The organism is Acinetobacter qingfengensis, assembly GCF_008693185.1.
Classification (GTDB): Bacteria; Pseudomonadota; Gammaproteobacteria; order Pseudomonadales; family Moraxellaceae; genus Acinetobacter; species Acinetobacter qingfengensis.
In genome coordinates, this window is the sequence record NZ_VXKN01000005.1 from 141141 (window position 1) to 159521 (window position 18381).

Annotated in this window: 15 protein-coding genes; 3 read left to right on the forward strand and 12 right to left on the reverse strand. The window is 37.8% G+C overall.

Annotated elements, in window-relative coordinates:
• Positions 1-2 precede the first annotated feature (2 nt).
• The 4 genes from csy2 to cas1f all read right to left on the reverse strand — a co-directional run bounded on the left by csy2 (position 3) and on the right by cas1f (position 7285).
• Entirely contained in the window at positions 3-1106 is a 1104-nt protein-coding gene (gene csy2, locus F4V57_RS08380) for a type I-F CRISPR-associated protein Csy2 (protein WP_070070704.1), read from the reverse strand.
• Positions 1107-2438 (reverse strand): type I-F CRISPR-associated protein Csy1, encoded by a 1332-nt coding sequence (csy1, locus tag F4V57_RS08385; protein WP_070070703.1) that lies wholly within the window; start codon positions 2436-2438, stop codon positions 1107-1109.
• 387 nt (positions 2439-2825) lie between these two features.
• Entirely contained in the window at positions 2826-6323 is a 3498-nt protein-coding gene (gene cas3f, locus F4V57_RS08390; RefSeq protein ID WP_070070702.1) for a type I-F CRISPR-associated helicase Cas3f, read from the reverse strand.
• Entirely contained in the window at positions 6320-7285 is a 966-nt protein-coding gene (gene cas1f / locus F4V57_RS08395) for a type I-F CRISPR-associated endonuclease Cas1f (RefSeq protein WP_070070701.1), read from the reverse strand. The genes cas3f and cas1f overlap by 4 nt, the downstream gene beginning before the upstream one ends.
• A 246-nt stretch (positions 7286-7531) precedes the next feature.
• On the opposite strand from cas1f, the gene F4V57_RS08400 reads away from it, so the two are divergent.
• Positions 7532-7918: a hypothetical protein gene (locus tag F4V57_RS08400; RefSeq protein WP_150330549.1), complete on the forward strand. Its 387-nt coding sequence runs from the start codon at positions 7532-7534 to the stop codon at positions 7916-7918.
• A 60-nt stretch (positions 7919-7978) separates the two neighbouring features.
• On the opposite strand, the gene infA is transcribed toward F4V57_RS08400, so the two are convergent.
• Positions 7979-8200 carry a translation initiation factor IF-1 gene (gene infA / locus F4V57_RS08405; RefSeq protein ID WP_001284370.1) on the reverse strand — a complete coding sequence of 74 codons (222 nt, stop codon included), beginning with the start codon at positions 8198-8200 and terminating at the stop codon, positions 7979-7981.
• A gap of 228 nt (positions 8201-8428) precedes the next feature.
• On the opposite strand from infA, the gene F4V57_RS08410 reads away from it, so the two are divergent.
• Positions 8429-9442 carry an AraC family transcriptional regulator gene (locus tag F4V57_RS08410; RefSeq protein ID WP_070070699.1) on the forward strand — a complete coding sequence of 338 codons (1014 nt, stop codon included), beginning with the start codon at positions 8429-8431 and terminating at the stop codon, positions 9440-9442.
• Between the two features lie 25 nt (positions 9443-9467).
• On the opposite strand, the gene truA is transcribed toward F4V57_RS08410, so the two are convergent.
• The 5 genes from truA to asd all read right to left on the reverse strand — a co-directional run bounded on the left by truA (position 9468) and on the right by asd (position 15190).
• Complete coding sequence (gene truA, locus F4V57_RS08415) at positions 9468-10265, reverse strand: tRNA pseudouridine(38-40) synthase TruA (RefSeq protein ID WP_070070698.1); 798 nt, start codon at positions 10263-10265, stop codon at positions 9468-9470.
• 9 nt (positions 10266-10274) lie between these two features.
• Positions 10275-11246, reverse strand: coding sequence for an asparaginase domain-containing protein (locus F4V57_RS08420; RefSeq protein WP_070070697.1), 972 nt, complete (start codon positions 11244-11246; stop codon positions 10275-10277).
• Positions 11247-11294: 48 nt separating this feature from the next.
• Complete coding sequence (locus F4V57_RS08425; RefSeq protein WP_070070696.1) at positions 11295-12590, reverse strand: hypothetical protein; 1296 nt, start codon at positions 12588-12590, stop codon at positions 11295-11297.
• An 81-nt stretch (positions 12591-12671) separates the two neighbouring features.
• Positions 12672-13985: a type IV pilus assembly protein FimV gene (locus tag F4V57_RS08430; RefSeq protein ID WP_141729279.1), complete on the reverse strand. Its 1314-nt coding sequence runs from the start codon at positions 13983-13985 to the stop codon at positions 12672-12674.
• Between the two features lie 86 nt (positions 13986-14071).
• On the reverse strand, positions 14072-15190 hold the full coding sequence (asd, locus tag F4V57_RS08435; protein WP_070070694.1) for an aspartate-semialdehyde dehydrogenase: 1119 nt from the start codon (positions 15188-15190) through the stop codon (positions 14072-14074).
• Positions 15191-15365: 175 nt separating this feature from the next.
• On the opposite strand from asd, the gene F4V57_RS08440 reads away from it, so the two are divergent.
• Complete coding sequence (locus F4V57_RS08440; protein ID WP_070070693.1) at positions 15366-16463, forward strand: endonuclease/exonuclease/phosphatase family protein; 1098 nt, start codon at positions 15366-15368, stop codon at positions 16461-16463.
• Between the two features lie 289 nt (positions 16464-16752).
• On the opposite strand, the gene F4V57_RS08445 is transcribed toward F4V57_RS08440, so the two are convergent.
• Positions 16753-17286 carry a serine acetyltransferase gene (locus F4V57_RS08445; protein WP_070070692.1) on the reverse strand — a complete coding sequence of 178 codons (534 nt, stop codon included), beginning with the start codon at positions 17284-17286 and terminating at the stop codon, positions 16753-16755.
• A gap of 33 nt (positions 17287-17319) precedes the next feature.
• The gene (locus tag F4V57_RS08450; RefSeq protein WP_070070691.1) at positions 17320-18258 is read right to left on the reverse strand and encodes an LpxL/LpxP family acyltransferase; all 939 of its coding nucleotides are present in this window, start codon (positions 18256-18258) and stop codon (positions 17320-17322) included.
• Between the last annotated feature and the right edge of the window lie 123 nt (positions 18259-18381).

The following is an 18381-nucleotide window of genomic DNA, read 5'->3' on the forward strand; positions in this document are numbered from 1 at the left end:
GATTAATGTTCCTCATCTTCGGAATTTGGGTAACTATCAAATGAATCTTCTTCAAAATCATCTGATGTCAGTTGAATAATTGATTTTGGTGCAAATGGTTGTACTAATTCATAAACACCATTTTGGGGTGCAGGGTTATATGTCCATAGAATGTGTGTTAAATCCTCAATACGATGTGGACTTTTCCATTCCCCTAAACTTAATAACGTTTCTACAAAAGTTGCAGGAAATCGATTATCCCGTATTCCTGTAATTGAACCTTTCTCTTGTAATGTGGTTAAAGCAGCATAACCAATCGGAATAGGAACGAGCCAACCTTTAAGATGTTCGGGGCGAGGGCGGACTTGCCAATCGCCTTTTTTTTCACCATCAGGGGTAAATTGATTTGTCGCAACGCTATTCAGGTTTAAACGGCTAATATCAAGTAAAGTATCCAGTAAATTGGGTGCTTGTCCTTGAGTGTTTAAACAAGGTTGATATTGGCTTAGCCATTGTTGATGTGCTGTTAGAACTTCATGTCGATGAAGTAATGCAAAACTAGGTAATAACCAATGACATAACTTTTTAGTTTTTTCCGCAGCTTCTGATAACGACCAGTGAATAAATCTAGGCTTAACTCGTTTATGAGGAAAAATTGAACCACCTGCCAATCGCATACCATAAACAATTTGATTAAGCTGTTGAATCAAACTTTGTGTAACTGAGTTAAGCTCATTATCATTAGCTGATAAATGTTGGTCTAAGCCATCACCTGTTAAACCAATGATTAGACTCACATCAAGATGACCTTTGCCTTCTTCCACCATTGCAGGGGGAGAACCGTCAGATTCTAAAGGGTGTCGAGCAAGATTAAGTTGATATGGTGAATAACGGTAGTCACTGCTTTTGGTCATTTGAGGACTAAACTGATGACAGAGAATCCCCACCCCACAACATTCAATATCATGATATTGGTCAAAGGTATTGAGTTTACGTTGTAGAGCATGGGCAAAGCCTGTAAATGCACTTGGTGCAGGAAATCCCCATGTTAAATGACTGCTGATGATAGAGGCATTTTCAATCTGTAAACGTATAATATACAATGCCTTAGGATAGCGATAACTCATTTAGGCAAATTCCTCTTTTAGCAGTTGTAATTTCTCTCGTAATGCCAATGACCAGACACGAGCTTCATAATCATCTAAATCAGGTAACTTGCCTTTAGTGGTTAAGATTTTATTTAACCAGTGACCAAAGTTATAACCCACGTCTGTATGCCAATCTCGTTCACGATAGGCTTCTAACCATTCTGCTTCCTCATTAGTTAGTTCATTTTGGTCTTCTTTGTCAAAAAGTTCTTCACGATAGGTACGGTCTAACCAGAAACTCTCTGCCTGATTAAACTTACGATGTGGTTCAAGTGTCCAACCTGAAATTGTACTTTGTTGCAGTTCAAGGCTCATATCAATGACACAATCCACCAGTTGATTGACTAAATCATTTCTTTTATCACGGAATTCAATATTATTTCGCTCATATTGATGACGGTACATATGAATGATGGATTTTAAAATCGGTTTAACATCTTTACGATTAGTCAGATAGCCTGTAAATACTGAACCTGATTTTGGTAATTCCACCACTTGACCTTGCCAAACAGGAGGTAAAGAGGGTAGTAACCACATAGAGCCACGACGGTCACTATTTAATTGTGAGATATTCTGTGGTTTTGAGCCGCCATAGTTATGTACCAATAAATTTGGATATTCTCGGCTTTCCTGTGTTTGATGTAGCTTTTTAAAGCGTGCTTCACGCAAGATTTTATTCTGTTCACCAAAACGGTCATTTAAAATCTGTTGATAGGCACAATGCACTAAAGCACTTGGATATAAAAGAACCAAGACATGATAACCCTCTTTATAAACAGGAAAATAAACTTGTTTAGATAATTTACCTGCATTGAGTTCAGAAGGAAGTTCACTAAATGCCAAAAAGCGTTTATAACGAATTTCTGCTTGTTCATGATTTGTAGAAAGGGCAGAAATTAAATCTTTATCTGCTTTAAGTAAGCGTTCAAGCAATGAAATATGGTTAAACTTTTGCCGTAATAATTTAAAAACATCTAAAACCGCAGCATTCCCAATCACATCAGGTTCAAGCACAATATTTTGTGAGCCAACAAAATCATGGGTTTTATTTTGTTGAACGTAAAACATTGCGGACGCTTTAGAGCTTGGATGATGTTGTTTTGGCGTATGCGTTGCTAGACGAATTTGACTAATTCGTAAACTGGCATCTTCTAGCCATGTTTCAGGTTCATACTTTGCCAATAGCTTTTCACGTTCGGCAATGTCATCGGCTTTGAGTTTATCCAACTTTTCATTTAAACGTCCCTGAATGTATTGCTCAATCAAGGCTCGAATGGTTGGGGGTGAAGCATCTTCAATTTCTTCCGTCATTATTTTTCCTTAATGTTTACAAAGTAAAGTAGCCTTTTAAGGTTTATGTTTGTTATCATTCACGATAGTTTAACTACCGTAAATGATGTGAAATACAAAATGGTTAGACCCTTCTAACCAAATGTGTGCCAAACATTATTTCCTCCTTACCCTATTGGGTGATGTGATGATCCTGCCAGATCGGTAGTTAGACTATATTTTAAAATAAACCTAGTCTGTAACTTATATTAATTTTTTAATATTTACTCAAAATAAAACATTTTCTTTGGCTTTGCAATACTGCTTTATGTAATAATTCTAATATTACCGTATAAGTAATTTAGAAATAGTCTGTACATATCACTTCTCTCTACCGCATAGGTAGCCTAAAGCTAAGGATATAAGGGGTCATTCCCTTATAAATCCTAGCCAGTCATGGTATAACCATTTCTTTTGATCTTTGAGTTTAGGTAAATTTAAACTTAAATAGCGAGAACAGCTTTCAACCCAACTACGTTCTGATAAAGTTGTATCCAAATATTTCTGCAAAGCCATTTCAGGTTTTTGATTTATCCAACAATGAATTTGTGGATTTTTAGTGAGTTCAATTCGTTTGACTTGACTTTCAACCAACAACCAATTTCCTGTTTTTTCATTGTATTGATACAGTTTTAAGGGCTGTTCTTGGTCTTCTGACCGTAATGCAGTAAAACTTTCAGCTTGTGATTGTCTAAAACGGCTTAGCGTTTGCAAAATTCCTGTGTAGTGAATTTTACTATCCCAAAATCGATAAGCAGGGAATTTGATTGGTGATGTACCACTTGGATGTATTTCAGGATAAATACCATGACCTAATAAAATATGGTGCATCCGATCATGTTCCAAATCAGCTAAACGAGGATAGCCATTTTTTTCATAGAATTGCTTTGGATAAATTGTTGGAGATGGTTGTACTAATCGAGGAATGGAATCGAGTTGTTTAAAATGTTTGAGATCCATTAGACCTGCATTTTTAGTATCATCTTTACCTCGTAAAAAATGCCGATTTATATGAAATTTAAAATTTTCTGCTTCAAAACCAGGGCGAGAAAAGCAGGTCTGTTGAGAATATTTAAAATGACGGATATTGGTTTCCATAATAAATACATTCGGTTGCTGATATGCATCAAGGCGGTGTCGTCGTACCCGACCCGAGGCTTGAATAATCGAACGCATAGATGAGGGTTCAATCATCATCCAGTCATAGTCGTGGTCTCGACCAACTTCACAAACAGGGGAAGCGAGAATTAAAATAATGTGATTTTGTTCGGGATATTTCTGCAACCAATTTTGCACTAAATGATGGTCATGGGGGTGTTTTCCATGATTACGATCTAAGATTTCATCTAGATATTTTTCAATATTTGTTCGTATTAAGAGTGGAAACCGGGAGTGATAAACACATAAATGAATTCGAGTATTGGCATCAATCTTTTGCTTTAATAAGTGTTGAGCAATTTCCGCCATTGGATCAATATTGGCAAAACGTACCAATCCTACAGTATATTGTTTATGCGTTTTTGGGTCAGTAATCGCATTAAGTTGATGAGCTTTTTGGCTTGTCGCTAAAATATGTTGAGTAAAAATATCTTTCCATGTGTCAGGAAAATTAATTTGTCTAGGTAATCCTACCCATTCTAAAGTACGTCTTTGTGTAGATTCAGCATGTTCATTTAAGTAAGTTGCTCGTTTTTTGGTAAATTGCCGATGTGCTTTTTCAAATACAGGATTTACTTGCGAATTTATAGCTGTACTATCATATGGAATCACATGATGACAAATACTTTTTTCATTTTCATCAAACCATGCGGCAATAATGGGTTGATTGGCTTGTGTGCGATGCAAATTATAAAATTTTCGTCCAGAACTATAGGCAAGATATAAACCGTTAATTTCAGCAGGTGTTAAAGTTGCCGATGAGAGTAATACTCGACTACCTAATAAACCAGCCCAGTAAACTAATCGGCTAAGAGCATAATAATCATCAGGTGAAAAATCATCAGGCTCATCAAAAACCAAATCTGATGACATTAATCGCAACATTGGGGCGATTTGTCGTCCGCCTCGTGTACTTTCAGTAGCAGGAATTAAATGGTCAATCGTGCAGCATAAAATTGGACTTATCAGCATTTTTCTAACTTGATGATTACCTTTTAACCATTTAGTAAGTAAATGGTCATTATTTAAAATGCCCTCAAAATCTAATTCAAAGTCTGCAAAGTCGATTTCAAGGTCAGGTTCAAATAAACCTGATAAAGATTCAGAACCCATATTTTTAGCCAATTCAAGGTTTTTCGTTGGGTCAATGATTTGACTATCATCATTTAATAATTGTTCTGAGTTTGCTTGGCTATAAGTTTCAAATAATTCTTTAACCGCACCACCACCCACCATAATGGCTAAATCAGTTTCATCTAAATTTAATCTTTGCCGTAATGCCTTACCTGTTTGTAAGGTCAGCGTCCGTAAACCTAACGCAATATTAAAACGAGTACCTTTTTCTGGGTCAGCTAAACCATACATGATTCGAGTATTGGCTAAGGTTTTCCCCCGTCCTGTGGAAGCCAGATTCACCCCAAAAAATCCATGATTTGGATAGTTTTTTTGGATTAAACAAGCTTCCTGATAGGATTTATCTTGCCATTTATAATAAGGGTGATTGGTTTTGCCTTCTAAGGCTCTTTGTTGTGGTAAACGATTAAATAATTCATCTAGGCGAGTTAAAGCCCCCATGAGTTGCCGTACTGATTGACTTACCCCAACTAAGTGGTCATCTAAAGGTTGTTTTAAGTCACCAAATTTATCGGTATTGGCATAGCATGGATATGTTGCATCATGATATTTAGTAGTTGGGTCAGCACTTGAATAGTAATGGTCGGACAACATTAAAACTAAACGGGAAACGTGGCTAAGATAAGGGTCTGCTAAACTTTTATGCTGATAAGCAGGTAATAGTTGCATAAGTTTTGCTGCACAATTATTAATTTCCTTGCACCAAGTTTTACTATTAAAAGGTAGATGTTCAGCTTTAATATTCCAACATTGTTTGATCTCTTTATCTTGATTCTTATCGTCTGCATCATATTGACGTGGATAACACCATTTAAAATTTAAATCCTCTAAGACAGATTCAAATTTTATTGCAGAATATTCACGATTCTTTATAGTCTCTATAGAGATGGGTAGTCGATGATGAGAAACAATTAACCATGCCACTAGTTGAGCAATGTCTGGAAGTTTATAAAAAGGTGATGAATGTTGTTCTTGACGAGGGTTATCTTTCACCATGTTTTCTAACCAAGAATAATCCTTATCTTGTGGTGAAATTGTGATAAGTTTTTTAATCCATAAGTTATCGGTATTACCGCATGATTTTACAAATGCTTCAAATAATCGTAAAGAAACCCATTCATGTCGAAATGGATCAGCAATTGGTTTTTTATTGCGTTTGGCATTGCCAATTTTTTTAGCAAAGAAAGGATTAATTTTGCCAAAATCATGAAATAAAGCGGCTATACGGCTTAGGGCTGCAATGAGAGGGGCAGTCTGCCAGTTTGTATCGCTATAAGCTAATTTAATGGGTTTAGTTATCCGATTTACAGGCACAATCCCTTCAGTATTAAACTTATTCCGATTTCCCACGATCCACATGAGTTCGCTGCGACGACGACTACGTATCCAGTGACAAGAAACGGCGGTATTCTTAGTGACTGTTTTTCTTAATAATCGTTTAACTGCCAACAAACCATCTTCAGTGATCACCGTTTGCCATGTATTATCGCCAATTCGATCTGCAAAAGCATCTAACACTCGGCGAGTACGGGACAGGGCTTTCTTTTCGCATTGGGAGATGAATGTCACGATCATAATTCATTTTCCCCTGTCACAATGGTTTTACAAGCTTGCAATTTCACCTGATCAAACATCCAATCCAAACATTTATGTTCGGTAAATTTTTGCAATATTTGTCTTCTAAAGTCTTGCTCGGACATGCCTTCTTTGGCACAGATAAAAGCGTAGGGGAGAACCACTGCATCTTTCACCAGATCAGCAACATCAAAGACCAATGCACCACGCCGGGTTTTACCATGCATTACAGCAAAACCATGTGGAATGCCCAAAACCCATAATGTTGTGGCAGCAAGGCCGTATGCGAGATAATTGCCATGATTGAGAAAGTCATTGGCTAAATCGCCTTGTTCGGGATTACGTTCAAATCCAAGTTTGCAACGGGTGGCAGCAATTTTATAAAGTTGTTTGGTCATCGCTGCTTCGGCAAGCAGTAAATCACCAACTTTGCTTTGCAAGGGCATTTTCTTTTCAAAACCATTTAAAGCCTGTTGAATATCAGCATCATCGAGATAGAAGCCTTCAGCCTGTAAATCACGATCTTTCGTCCAGACTTTACGGATAAATTCGATACGTGCATGCTGAAAATTTTTAGCGACTTCTAAGCGTTTATTTTCATCAAACCAAAACGATAGCCAGCCCTGTACATATTCGGTAGGGCGGTATTCACTTTGCGGGGTGAGCCATTCAACCTCTGCACCATTGAATAATGGTGTACCACCGCCACCACAAAATCCGACTAAAACACCGGCACTGCATAGCATACGCATGGCAGCCTGTGTAATTGAGGTACCCGTTCCGAGCAAAATCACAGTGGTATTTGCAATGGGAATATTCCAGTATTGGTTTTCATTTTTTGCTTCGGTCAAATAAAGTACCCGACCATCTTTTTGCATCACTCGACAATGTTCGAGATAATACAGATTGGCGCGTTTGGAATGTAAAATTGCTTTTAAATCTGATGGGTTAAGTTGTTCCATTTTTTATATTCACCCTGATGTTATGTATTTTATGATATTAATTTTTGTATAAAATAAAAACAATATATTTGTCTATTTATCACGACGTAATATGTCGCACATAAATCTGATACAAGTATAATTCAGATTTTGACACAAATTGCACAATGTATAATAAAAAAATGATATTCAATGAAATTAAGCAATTTCAATAGGTCAAATCAGTTGGTGAAAAATTCAGTTCTTTTATTGTCAGTTGCTCTTGTTATGCCAATTTCATTATATGCACAAACAGATACTCAAACCAATCAAGGTTTGCCTGATAATCCCGGATTGTTGCGTGTTCTGGTATATAAAACAGGGCAAACCATCAGTCGGACAGGCAATGCAATTCAGCGTACTGCAGATCGAACAGGCCAATCCATTCAGGTTGCAGGAGAAAGTGCTGGACAGCATATTGATCAAGGCGCAACACGTGTTACCACATTTACCAGAGAAAAATTGCAGCAGGGAAAGGAGATGGTTACGGGTTCATCTGATGGACAAAACCCGGTACCTATCCAACAAGGGAATTTAAGTAAGCCTGAAAATCCTAGCTATACACAAATGAATGGTACGGCAACTACAGCACCGCAAATCATTAATCCAAATTAATCTTGTATAAATAAAAAAGCTGCATGGTGTGATGCAGCTCATTTACATTTCTGATGAAACTTAACGTGCGCGATAGGTGATACGGCCTTTGGTTAAGTCATATGGCGTCATTTCGACTTTTACACTGTCACCTGTCAAAATACGAATATAGTGTTTACGCATTTTCCCAGAAATATGAGCAATCACTTCGTGACCGTTTTCTAGACGCACACGAAACATGGTATTTGGAAGCGTTTCGGTGACAACGCCTTCAAACTCGATGAGCTCTTCTTTATTGGCCATAGCCTACCTGATGAGTTGAAAAATTAGAGGCGCAAATTATAGCCAATCATGTCGGTTTATTCAAGTTTAGTGTCTAGGATCAAATGCTCGAATGATTGAAAAGATTGCAAAAACAGCACAAAAAATCAGCCGCTATTAGACCAGTGACATTGTCAGTTTGGTCAATAAAAAGTAATCTGGACAAGTCTGAACCTGACAAAATTATTGAAGAATTAAGGATAATATATCGTGCCACAATTAACAGATGCATCAGTCGTTTTGCGCTTGGGGTATCAAGCAATGCGCCGTGCAGGATTACCTACAGAAGAGATCCTGCATAAGGTTGGGGTTGCGCATAATCAGATTGAAGGTACGACCAGAACGCCGTTAAGTGCCCAGCATACCTTTTGGAATGTTTTAGAACAAGTGACACAGGATCCTGATATTGGCTTACATTTAGGCGAATATTTGCCACTATATCGTGGTCAGGTACTGGAGCATCTATTTATTAGCAGTGGTAACTTTGGTGCTGGTTTACAGCGTGCATTAGCATATCAGCGATTAATTAGTGATGCTTTACGCGCTGAATTAGTGATTAATGAAGCGCATTGTTATGTTGGTAATGGGCGGCAAAATATTACCGATCAAATGGTCAATCGTCATTTTACCGAATGTTTTATGTCAGGGATTTTACGCTTTTTTAAATTTGTAACAGAAGGGCGTTTTGAACCTACATTCATTGATTTTAATTTTTCTGAAGGGGCAAGTGCAGATGAATATTTACGCATTTATGGCTGTCCTGTCAGTCTAGGACAAAAAGAAACCCGAATTTATTTTGATCATGCGATTCTGGATTATCCATTATGGCAAGCAGAACCTGATCTTCTTCAGCTCAATGAACAGCTTGCATTGGAAAAACTGCAGGAATTAGCACGTTATGATCTGGTAGCAGAAGTGCGCCGAGCAATTGGTTCAACGTTGGAAAGTGGCGAAACAACACTGGAAACTGTTGCTCAACAATTAAAAATTACCCCAAGACGATTACGTACATTATTAAGTGATGCCAATACCAGTTTTCAGCAAATTTTATCAGATTACCGTTGTCGGTTAGCCAAGAAATTATTGGCGAATACCAATGAAAATATTGAAAAAATTGTTTATCTCACCGGGTTTTCTGAACCTAGTACTTTTTATAGAGCCTTTAAACGCTGGACCAATGAAACCCCTGTTGAATATCGCAAACGTAAGCAACAGGCGGTTTAACCCATGATTTGATCCAACCATTGTTTTAGTCAGGTAAATTTAACCATAAAGGGCCAAGAGCAGTTTTAGGAAGCTGAAATTGTTCTGGATAATATGCATTAACAAAATATAAGCCATGAGGCGGTGCTGTAACTCCGGCAGCTCGCCGATCTTGTGCGGCAAACATTTCGTCAATATGGTCAATGTCATATTGTTCCTGACCGATTTCCAATAAACAGCCCATAATATTTCTAACCATGTGATGTAGAAAACCGTCAGCTTGAATGTCGAGTACCAAATAAGCACCATGTTGGAATAGATGACAGTGTTTCACATGGCGTACGGGCTGATTTGACTGGCAAGCCGCTGCCCGAAAAGTTTCAAAGTTATGTGTGCCCTCAAATTTTTTGGCTGCTTCAATCATTCTCTGGACATTAAGTGGATAATAGGCATGAGTGACTTGTCCAAATAACAGTGCCGGACGATAAGGTGCATTATAGACTACATAGCGATAACGCCTTGCACAGGCTTTAAAGCGTGCGTGGAAATCCAAATCCATTGGCTGAATCCATTGTAGCGCAATATCTTTGGGTAATATGGAATTTGCCCCCATCATCCAGCCTCGTTCGGGACGAATGGCATGCGTATCAAAATGCGCAATCATATTGGTCGCGTGTACACCAGCATCAGTACGACCTGCACCATGAACAATAATAGTTTCATCGGCAATTTTACTGAGGACTTTTTCCAATGTTTCCTGAATACTTCTCACACCGGGTTGCTGTGTTTGCCAGCCTTTAAAACGTGTACCACAAAATTCTATACCAAGTGCATAACGTTGCATAAACACGTCCTATGAGTACCAGAGAGAAGGCCAGTTTTGAGATTGTTCAGATTGTAAATACAATAAAATGGCACGAGCATAAGTATCTGCTTGACTGTAATGCGGATCAAATACTACACCGACTTCATTTAGCCATGAGCCAGTCGCATATTGCTGAGATAATTCACCAAATAGAACCTGACTACTTAAAATTATCCAACATCCTTGCTGAAGTAGTTGTTTCAGATTGTGCTTAATGGTTTCGGAATAGGGTAAATTTCCCGAACCAAATGCTTGTAAAATTAAAATATTTGGTGGATTTTGAGCAAAGAGTGCCAGATTTTCAGCAAGGTGAGTGCTGCAATCTGGAGAAATATAATAATTCAATAAACGGATTTGCTGTGCTTTGCCAATATGTTGTGGTTGCAATTTCTGGATAAAATGCAGACTAGAATTGGAAACATGCTGTATTTCTTGTCCATAAAATGCCTGATAATTTTTGGTATGTAGTTTATAAACCTGATTGGCTGCAAAAAGTTGTTGATTAAATCCTACATAAATACCAGGAGGTATTTGATCAATTTGCCGTATTGCAAATTGTAGATTTAGCCAAGCATCTGATGTTCTGTGTAGACTTTGCCCTTGTGTATCGAATAACGGATATTGACTGCCAGTGATAATCAGTGAAATATCCTGAGCGAAAATATGATGTAAAAAAGCGGCTGCATAGTTGAGCGTATCTGTACCATGGATCAATACAAAATGCTTAAAATTTTGATGAATGAGCTGATGAATGAATTGTCCTAATTCAAGCCAGTCACTAGCCTGTAATTCGGTACTGTCTTTAATGCTAGGCGCTGCAAAATAATGTAATGGTTTTTCATTCTCAAAATGACAGGATTGTTGTAATAATTCAATGAATGTAGATGCGGGCATAGGTGTTAATGGTTCGCCAACACAACCAAATGTTCCACCCATATAGAGAATTGCAGTATTATTCATAAAAATAAGCAGCCATGAAAGCTGCCTATTTTACCCATTTTTTTTAAGTCAGGCGATTTTCTGTAATAAATCCTGTGTTCTAGTTGCCTGTTCTTGCGTCAATTGATGTTGTTGAGCCGTGATTAATTGTTTGGCTGCATCAATCGCTCCTAGTCCAATATAATGTTCAGCCAATTCTAGGTTGAGATCGACCTCATTAATATCTGCTAATTCAGGAAAGCTTTCCAGTAAAGGGTCATTACGAAGTTGTTGATCCGATTGAGTAAGATTCGGAAGCAAAGAAAAAGTGTTTGCTAAGGTTTGATCAGATTTGATACTTGTCGCTGTTGGTTCACTAAGATCAAAATTTAATGTAAAAGCCGGTAATTCAGCTTCAGGTGTATGTTGTTCGGTAGGCTTTTGTTCTAAATCAAAATTTAATTCAGCCTTATGATCAGATAATTTTATGGAGTCTTTAGCATTCAAAGATTGTGTTAAATCTTCTGTTGTACTTTTTACTGGCGCTACAGTATTGGATAAATTAAATTCCAGTGGTTTTTCTGTAACGACCTGATTTTGAGTTAGATTGATTGATTGATCTTGTGGGTCTGAAGTAGGCAGAGAAGGTTTTTGTTGATCTAATTCAAAATTAAAGGTTGGTAGTTCTTCAGCTTCAGTTGCTTTTTTGCTGGAACGATGATCCAGTTCAATGCCATCAAGATTAAATTCTAGGGCATCTTCAGCAATATAAGTGTTTTTAACGGGTTCAGTGCTAAAATGATTTTCAGATTTTATATCTGTGCTGAAGTCAATGTTATGTGATACTGGATGAGTGGTAATGATCTCATCTTCAGGTATGAATGGCGTGGTATTAATATTTTCTACAGTATAATTTTTTTCAGCAATGGGTTGATGATCCTGCTGTTCTTTATAATCAGTATTCGCATTATATAACTTTTGATACAGTTCATTTAAATTAAGTTTTTCTACAGTGTCCAGTAATTGTTTGATCGCAAAATTATCATCTTGAACATGATAAATATTTAATAATTTAAAGTATAAATCTTCCTGTTTATAATCCTGATTAAGTGCCATATTAATCAGGCCTTCAGCCTTACTGTAATCTTTATTGGCAATATGAAGATCAATTTTTGCAACAAGTTGTTTTAATTCAATCTCTTTCTGATCTGGTGTTGCTTTGGATATTTTGGTACTGTTATTGGTTGAGAGCGTTTTTTTACTTAGTCTAGCCTTATCTAGATTTGTTTTATTTCTGGGTTCATGAGTACTTTTATTTTGTTTTGCACGAAGCACCAGTAACACGGCCAGTGCAATAACAGCGATAATAATAATGGTCGTTGGCATAATTGCGTTACTCCTCAATGATGTTGAGCATATATTTCAGGATCTAGATTAGAGAAATATCATGCAATCAACAGATTACCCCTAAGATTTTGGCGTTGATGTTGCCAGAGTTTTCTTTGCCTTTAACTGTTTTTGCAATTCAGCCAGTCTGGCATTTAAAATCTGAATACGTTGATTTTTCACTTTTAATTGCTGATCAAGCTGTCTGACCTGACCCTGTAATTGTAGGGTGATATGACGTTGCGTATAAATTTGATTACTCAAGGTTTGTAATGCATGACGTTCAGCCTGGGAAAGTTTTTGGCTACCTTGTAAACTACCTTCAGGTGTATTGGCAACAATACTCATGTGTGCCTGATCGAGGCGGACAGTGGTTGGCGCTTTTTTTGCTGTGGCTGTGTTTGGTGGATTTTGTGTAGTCTGAGTCTTGGGCTGAACCACCTGATATTGTGTTGGAATGGTGAGAATAGCACCTTGTTTTAAATAGTTTGCCTGACCATGAATAAATGCTTGTGGATTGTTGTTTTTGATTTGTTGCATGACATGCTGAATGGGTACATTATTTAATTGTGCGATTTGCGCTGAGATACCCCATAACGACTCATTTGCTTTCACTGCATGCTGTGAAGTATCTTTTTCTGATTTCGTATGGACTTGTGGTGTAAACAAATTTTTTTGTGCTGAAATAGATTGATTTTTTATGCTTTGTACGGCTGATGTTGCCTGTGTCTTGACAATGGGTTTAGCTATTTGATTGGCTGTAGTAGCATTATTGTTCTGGGCTGTGGTATTGGTTAGAGTATTGTTTGCTGATCGCTGTATGTTCAGTTTGGGTGGTGTTTGCTGACTGACTATTAGGGCTTGATCATTTTCATTTGAAGATCGAGTCTGTATAGGTCGGTCTTTAACAACAGGTAAATTTAAGGCAATATCTTTTTCATTACTAATGGAACGTGGTTGTAAAGTTGTGTCATTTAATCGGCTTTGCAAACGATCTATACGATTAGGTAAAACAGAGCGAATTTGTTGTAAACGAGTTTGGTTACCATCGTTAATTTTTAAAACCAGATCAATACTATTGTCTTGTATTGGCCGAGTCGAGATGATTACAATCACGCCTTTGCCTTGACTATTCTGGCGAACATATGTATTGAAATATGTGGATGAAGGATTCGCATTAGCATTGATGCCGAAAGTATTTAAGTCCTGACTTTGTGCGATCGAAACCTGTATAGGTGTTGTACTTTGTGCATAATTAAATGGAATTTCAGCATATAAAGGCTCACCTTGTGACGAATCAATTTTAATTGGTTCAATCACTAAAGCATGTCCGATTATGGGTAGGCATAAATTCAGCCCAAGACAGTAAACCCCTAAACGTAACCTTAACCCCATACCATGTACCGACTTATAAATTATATTTAACCATCACATATATAAACTATAAGGTTACCTGCTCAAGAGCAAGTAACCTGAAACAATTAATGTTGTTTATATTCTATCAGAATGCGCAACATCCGGCGTAAAGGCTCTGCAGCGCCCCATAATAACTGGTCACCTACAGTAAATGCCCCCAGATATTCTTTGCCCATATTGAGTTTGCGCAGGCGTCCAACAGGTACAGATAATGTGCCAGTCACTGCAACAGGGGTTAAATCAGTCATGGAAGCTTCTCGAGTGTTCGGTACAACTTTGGCCCATTCATTGGATTGACGGATCATATCCTCAATTTCATCCAGCGGTACATCCTGACGTAATTTAATGGTTAAAGCCTGAGAGTGGCAACGCATTGCACCTATACGTACGCAGTGGCCATCAATCGGAACAATCTGTGAATTACCCAGAATTTTATTGGTCTCAGCCTGACCTTTCCATTCTTCTTTGGATTGACCACTTTCAAGCTGTTTATCAATATAAGGAATTAACGAACCTGCCAGTGGTACACCAAAATTGGCTTTGGGAAAATCATTACCACGTTGTAAATCAGCAATTTGACGATCAATATCCAAAATAGCTGATTTAGGATCATCTAATAATGTTTTGGTGTTATTGTACAAATAACCCATACCAGTAATCAATTCACGCATATTCTGTGCGCCAGCACCTGATGCAGCTTGATAGGTCATTGCTGTCATCCACTCCACCAGATTTTTCTGGAAAAGTGCTCCTAGACCCATCAACATGAGCGATACAGTACAGTTACCTCCTGCAAAGGTATTGATGCCTTGAGTCAAGCCATTTTTAATCACTTGATCATTCACAGGATCTAATACAATGATGGAATCATCTGCCATACGCAAAGTACTTGCAGCATCAATCCAATAGCCTTTCCAGCCTGCGCCACGAAGTTGTGGATAAATCTCGGAAGTGTAATCACCACCCTGACAGGTGACAATAACATCCATATTTTTCAGGTTGCTAATATCCTTGGCATCAATGAGGGCAGGTGCGGTCTTTCCACCAAAAGCTGGTGCTTCGCCACCTGCATTACTGGTAGAGAAATAAAATGGTTCAAAATGCGCAAAGTCATTTTCTTCAACCATACGTTGCATCAGGACGGAACCGACCATCCCACGCCAACCAACCAGACCTACTTTCATCTCATTGTGCCTCGATAAAATATATACAAATTAAAAGGGCTTCAAGTGTAGCAAAAGCAAAACCATCTGCACAGCATATACAGAATCAAAACAGCGATAATCTTGCATGATTATGCAACTTTATGTTATTGGGAAAACTCATAAAACAAAAAATATCACAAAGTACGGAGAATATATGCTGTTGATAGAAATTGTGTCTGGACTGGTGATATTTCTCACATTCTGGTCGTTGATTCCACGAGATGAATGGTGGATTCGTGGCACAGATTTTCCCCGTTTACAATTGTTGGGCATTGGCTTTTTGACATTGCTTGCCTTGTTGTTTTGGCCTGTAGCATGGGATTTTATGCGATACTTCTGTCTGGTGGGATTGATGGCGGCTTTGGCGTATCAATTAAAAATGGTTTTACCCTATACGTTTTTGTGGAAAAAACAGGTTGTACAGGTTAAACCAGAACAAAAAAATCCAGAAAAAACCATTTCTTTACTAGTATCTAATGTACTGATGCCAAATGATCAATACCAACTTTTACTGGCACATATTGAACAACTTAAACCTGATTTGGTTTTGACTCTGGAAACTGACCAAAAATGGCAACAGGCGTTAGAGGTGATAGAACAAGACTATCCTTATCACGTTAAAGTTCCTTTGGATAATTTGTATGGTATGCATCTTTACAGTCGTTTAAAACTTAGAAATAGTGAAATAAAATTTTTGTTAAGTGATGAAATCCCATCCATTCATACCACGGTGATACTAAGAAATGGTCAACCTGTAGATTTATATTGTTTGCACCCCAAACCACCTAGCCCGACTGAAGCCAGTGAATCAACACTAAGAGATGCAGAATTATTATTGGTGGGGGATCAGGTCAAGGATATAAATCAAAGTTGCATCGTTATGGGGGATTTAAACGATGTAGCATGGTCCAGAACCACACAATTATTTCAACGGATCAGTGGATTATTAGATCCCCGTGTAGGACGGCATTTTATTAATACTTTTCATGCTGATTATCCTTTTATGCGGTGGTCACTCGATCATATCTTTCATAGTGTAGATTTTGCCTTGGTAAAAATGCTTCGGTTATCGCATATTGGATCAGATCACTTTCCTGTTTATACCGTTTTGCAAACAGGACGTCAGTTTGATGCTATACAGGAAGAGCTGGACGAAACTGCATCAGATCAGCAGGAAGCAGATAAAAAAATTCAGCAAGGTTTTGAAAAAGCACAACAAGAAAATCAGCAAGCGATATCTGAATTAAAATAATGTTCTAACCAAAGGCTAAATTTGTAAGTTAATGCTTACAATATTTGATGTAATTAGCGACTGTACGATCACATCAGATTTACATACTATGATCACATCAGCACAGGATATGAGAAACGGATTTTTCTCACTAGGGATGGGTTAACGCTGAAGGGAAAGTATCAAGGAATTGATCAGGAATGGAAACCACCGTTAAAAATTAAAAAATTCGCACAACCGCATAATTACCCGAGTTAAACAGGATGTTTACTCGGGTTTATGTTTTTTAGATTTTGGTTTCATGTCTAATTTATTCTTGCCATTGATGTTGAATATAACGTGCCGGATGCTGATAATTCAGTACTTTGGCATAATTACCTGCCGCAGTAGCATTATCCGGAATATCTTTGGTGACAATACTACCTGCACCAATGGTCACATTATTGCCAATTTTAACGTGTTCAATCACACATACATGAGGTCCTAGATAAACATTATTTCCGATAATGGCTGCTGGTCCATCTATGGCACCGATAGTACTGTATTGGGATAAATTGACATTATTGCCGAGAATAGCTGTTGCATTAATAATCAGTGGTCCACCATGCCCAATATATAAACCATAGCCAATTTTGGTGGTATAGAGAATATCAATGCCGTAGTGACGTTTTTTAAACCAGTAAACAGGATAAGCAAGTTTGCTATACCATTTACCTGCCGCAGTTAGGCGCAACCATACACTGAAATTAAAACCACGATGCGTTAAATACTGTTTGATAAAGGCCTTAAGCGATACTTTGCCAGTATAGCGAAAGAGGTCACTTTGAATATAATTCCAGGCCATGCTCGAATTATCCTTTTATAAAATTTAAATAGGTTAATAAATACTGTCGTAACCTTTAGGGCGAGTTTTAAAACGGGAATGAAACCACATCCATTGCGTTGGCGCTCGGCGCAATTGCATTTCAAGTAACTGATTGACTCGTGTTGCATCGGCAATTTCATCAGTTGTTGGGTAATTTTCCAATTCTGGTTCGATAATAATCTGATATTTTGGATCTTTTTCACCGATACGATAAAAATGTACCGAAAGTACTTTGGCTTTGGTCACTTTGACCAGTCGGCGTTGCGCAGTAACACTGGCCGCAGGTACACCAAAAAATGGTGCCATGACGCCTTGTTTTAAACCAAAATCCTGATCGGGGGAATACCAGATAATATGCCCTTGTTTTAGCCTTTTGACCAGAAAACGAATGTCATCATGATCAATTTGTTTACCATAAATGGGTTCTCGTGCGGTATAAATTAGCCAGTCAAGTAAGGGATTGTTTTGCGGGCGGTAAACGACATCAGGCTCAAAATAGCGACTACAAATATATCCACCAGCATCTAGCAGGGTACTATGTGAACCAAGCAAGATAATCCCTGCACCATTCATTTGTGCTTGTTGTAAATATTCCAAACCTTGAATATTGATACGGCCATCGAACCAGTGGGGTTTATACCAGGCATTCAATGTTTCAAAAGTACCTAACATCATATCAATAAAAACTTGTCTGGCATGTTGCTGTACTTCCTGTGCTGACCATTCAGGAAAACAGACTTCCAGATTGCGTACTGTAATGTCACGGCGTGATTTAACCAAGCGCCAAGCCAATTTTGCTAGTACATCAGCAAGCCGGCGTTGGATTACCCAAGGAAGTACAGTAAGGAGCAACAAGAAAATTAAACCTAACCATATTCCCCAATATTTAGGTAATAAAAAAGACCATAAAAATCGTGGTTGTGCAGCAGTGTGCTGAGTAATGTTGCTCATGTATTAATTCATTGATGCCTAAATGAAAATCAAAATTTAAACCTGCCCAAGGTTGGACAGATTTAGGCAAGTTTAACAAATTTCTTTCATTGGGTTGTCATTGATATATTTATCAATATGTTA

Excerpts from the sequence above, each read along its gene's own strand:
- csy2 (WP_070070704.1), bottom strand. The coding sequence starts at position 1,106 with ATGAGTTATCGCTATCCTAAGGCATTGTATATTATACGTTTACAGATT.
- csy1 (WP_070070703.1), bottom strand. The coding sequence starts at position 2,438 with ATGACGGAAGAAATTGAAGATGCTTCACCCCCAACCATTCGAGCCTTG.
- cas3f (WP_070070702.1), bottom strand. The coding sequence starts at position 6,323 with ATGATCGTGACATTCATCTCCCAATGCGAAAAGAAAGCCCTGTCCCGT.
- cas1f (WP_070070701.1), bottom strand. The coding sequence starts at position 7,285 with ATGGAACAACTTAACCCATCAGATTTAAAAGCAATTTTACATTCCAAA.
- F4V57_RS08400 (WP_150330549.1), top strand. The coding sequence starts at position 7,532 with ATGCCAATTTCATTATATGCACAAACAGATACTCAAACCAATCAAGGT.
- infA (WP_001284370.1), bottom strand. The coding sequence starts at position 8,200 with ATGGCCAATAAAGAAGAGCTCATCGAGTTTGAAGGCGTTGTCACCGAA.
- truA (WP_070070698.1), bottom strand. The coding sequence starts at position 10,265 with ATGCAACGTTATGCACTTGGTATAGAATTTTGTGGTACACGTTTTAAA.
- F4V57_RS08420 (WP_070070697.1), bottom strand. The coding sequence starts at position 11,246 with ATGAATAATACTGCAATTCTCTATATGGGTGGAACATTTGGTTGTGTT.
- F4V57_RS08425 (WP_070070696.1), bottom strand. The coding sequence starts at position 12,590 with ATGCCAACGACCATTATTATTATCGCTGTTATTGCACTGGCCGTGTTA.
- F4V57_RS08430 (WP_141729279.1), bottom strand. The coding sequence starts at position 13,985 with ATGGGGTTAAGGTTACGTTTAGGGGTTTACTGTCTTGGGCTGAATTTA.
- asd (WP_070070694.1), bottom strand. The coding sequence starts at position 15,190 with ATGAAAGTAGGTCTGGTTGGTTGGCGTGGGATGGTCGGTTCCGTCCTG.
- F4V57_RS08440 (WP_070070693.1), top strand. The coding sequence starts at position 15,366 with ATGCTGTTGATAGAAATTGTGTCTGGACTGGTGATATTTCTCACATTC.
- F4V57_RS08445 (WP_070070692.1), bottom strand. The coding sequence starts at position 17,286 with ATGGCCTGGAATTATATTCAAAGTGACCTCTTTCGCTATACTGGCAAA.
- F4V57_RS08450 (WP_070070691.1), bottom strand. The coding sequence starts at position 18,258 with ATGAGCAACATTACTCAGCACACTGCTGCACAACCACGATTTTTATGG.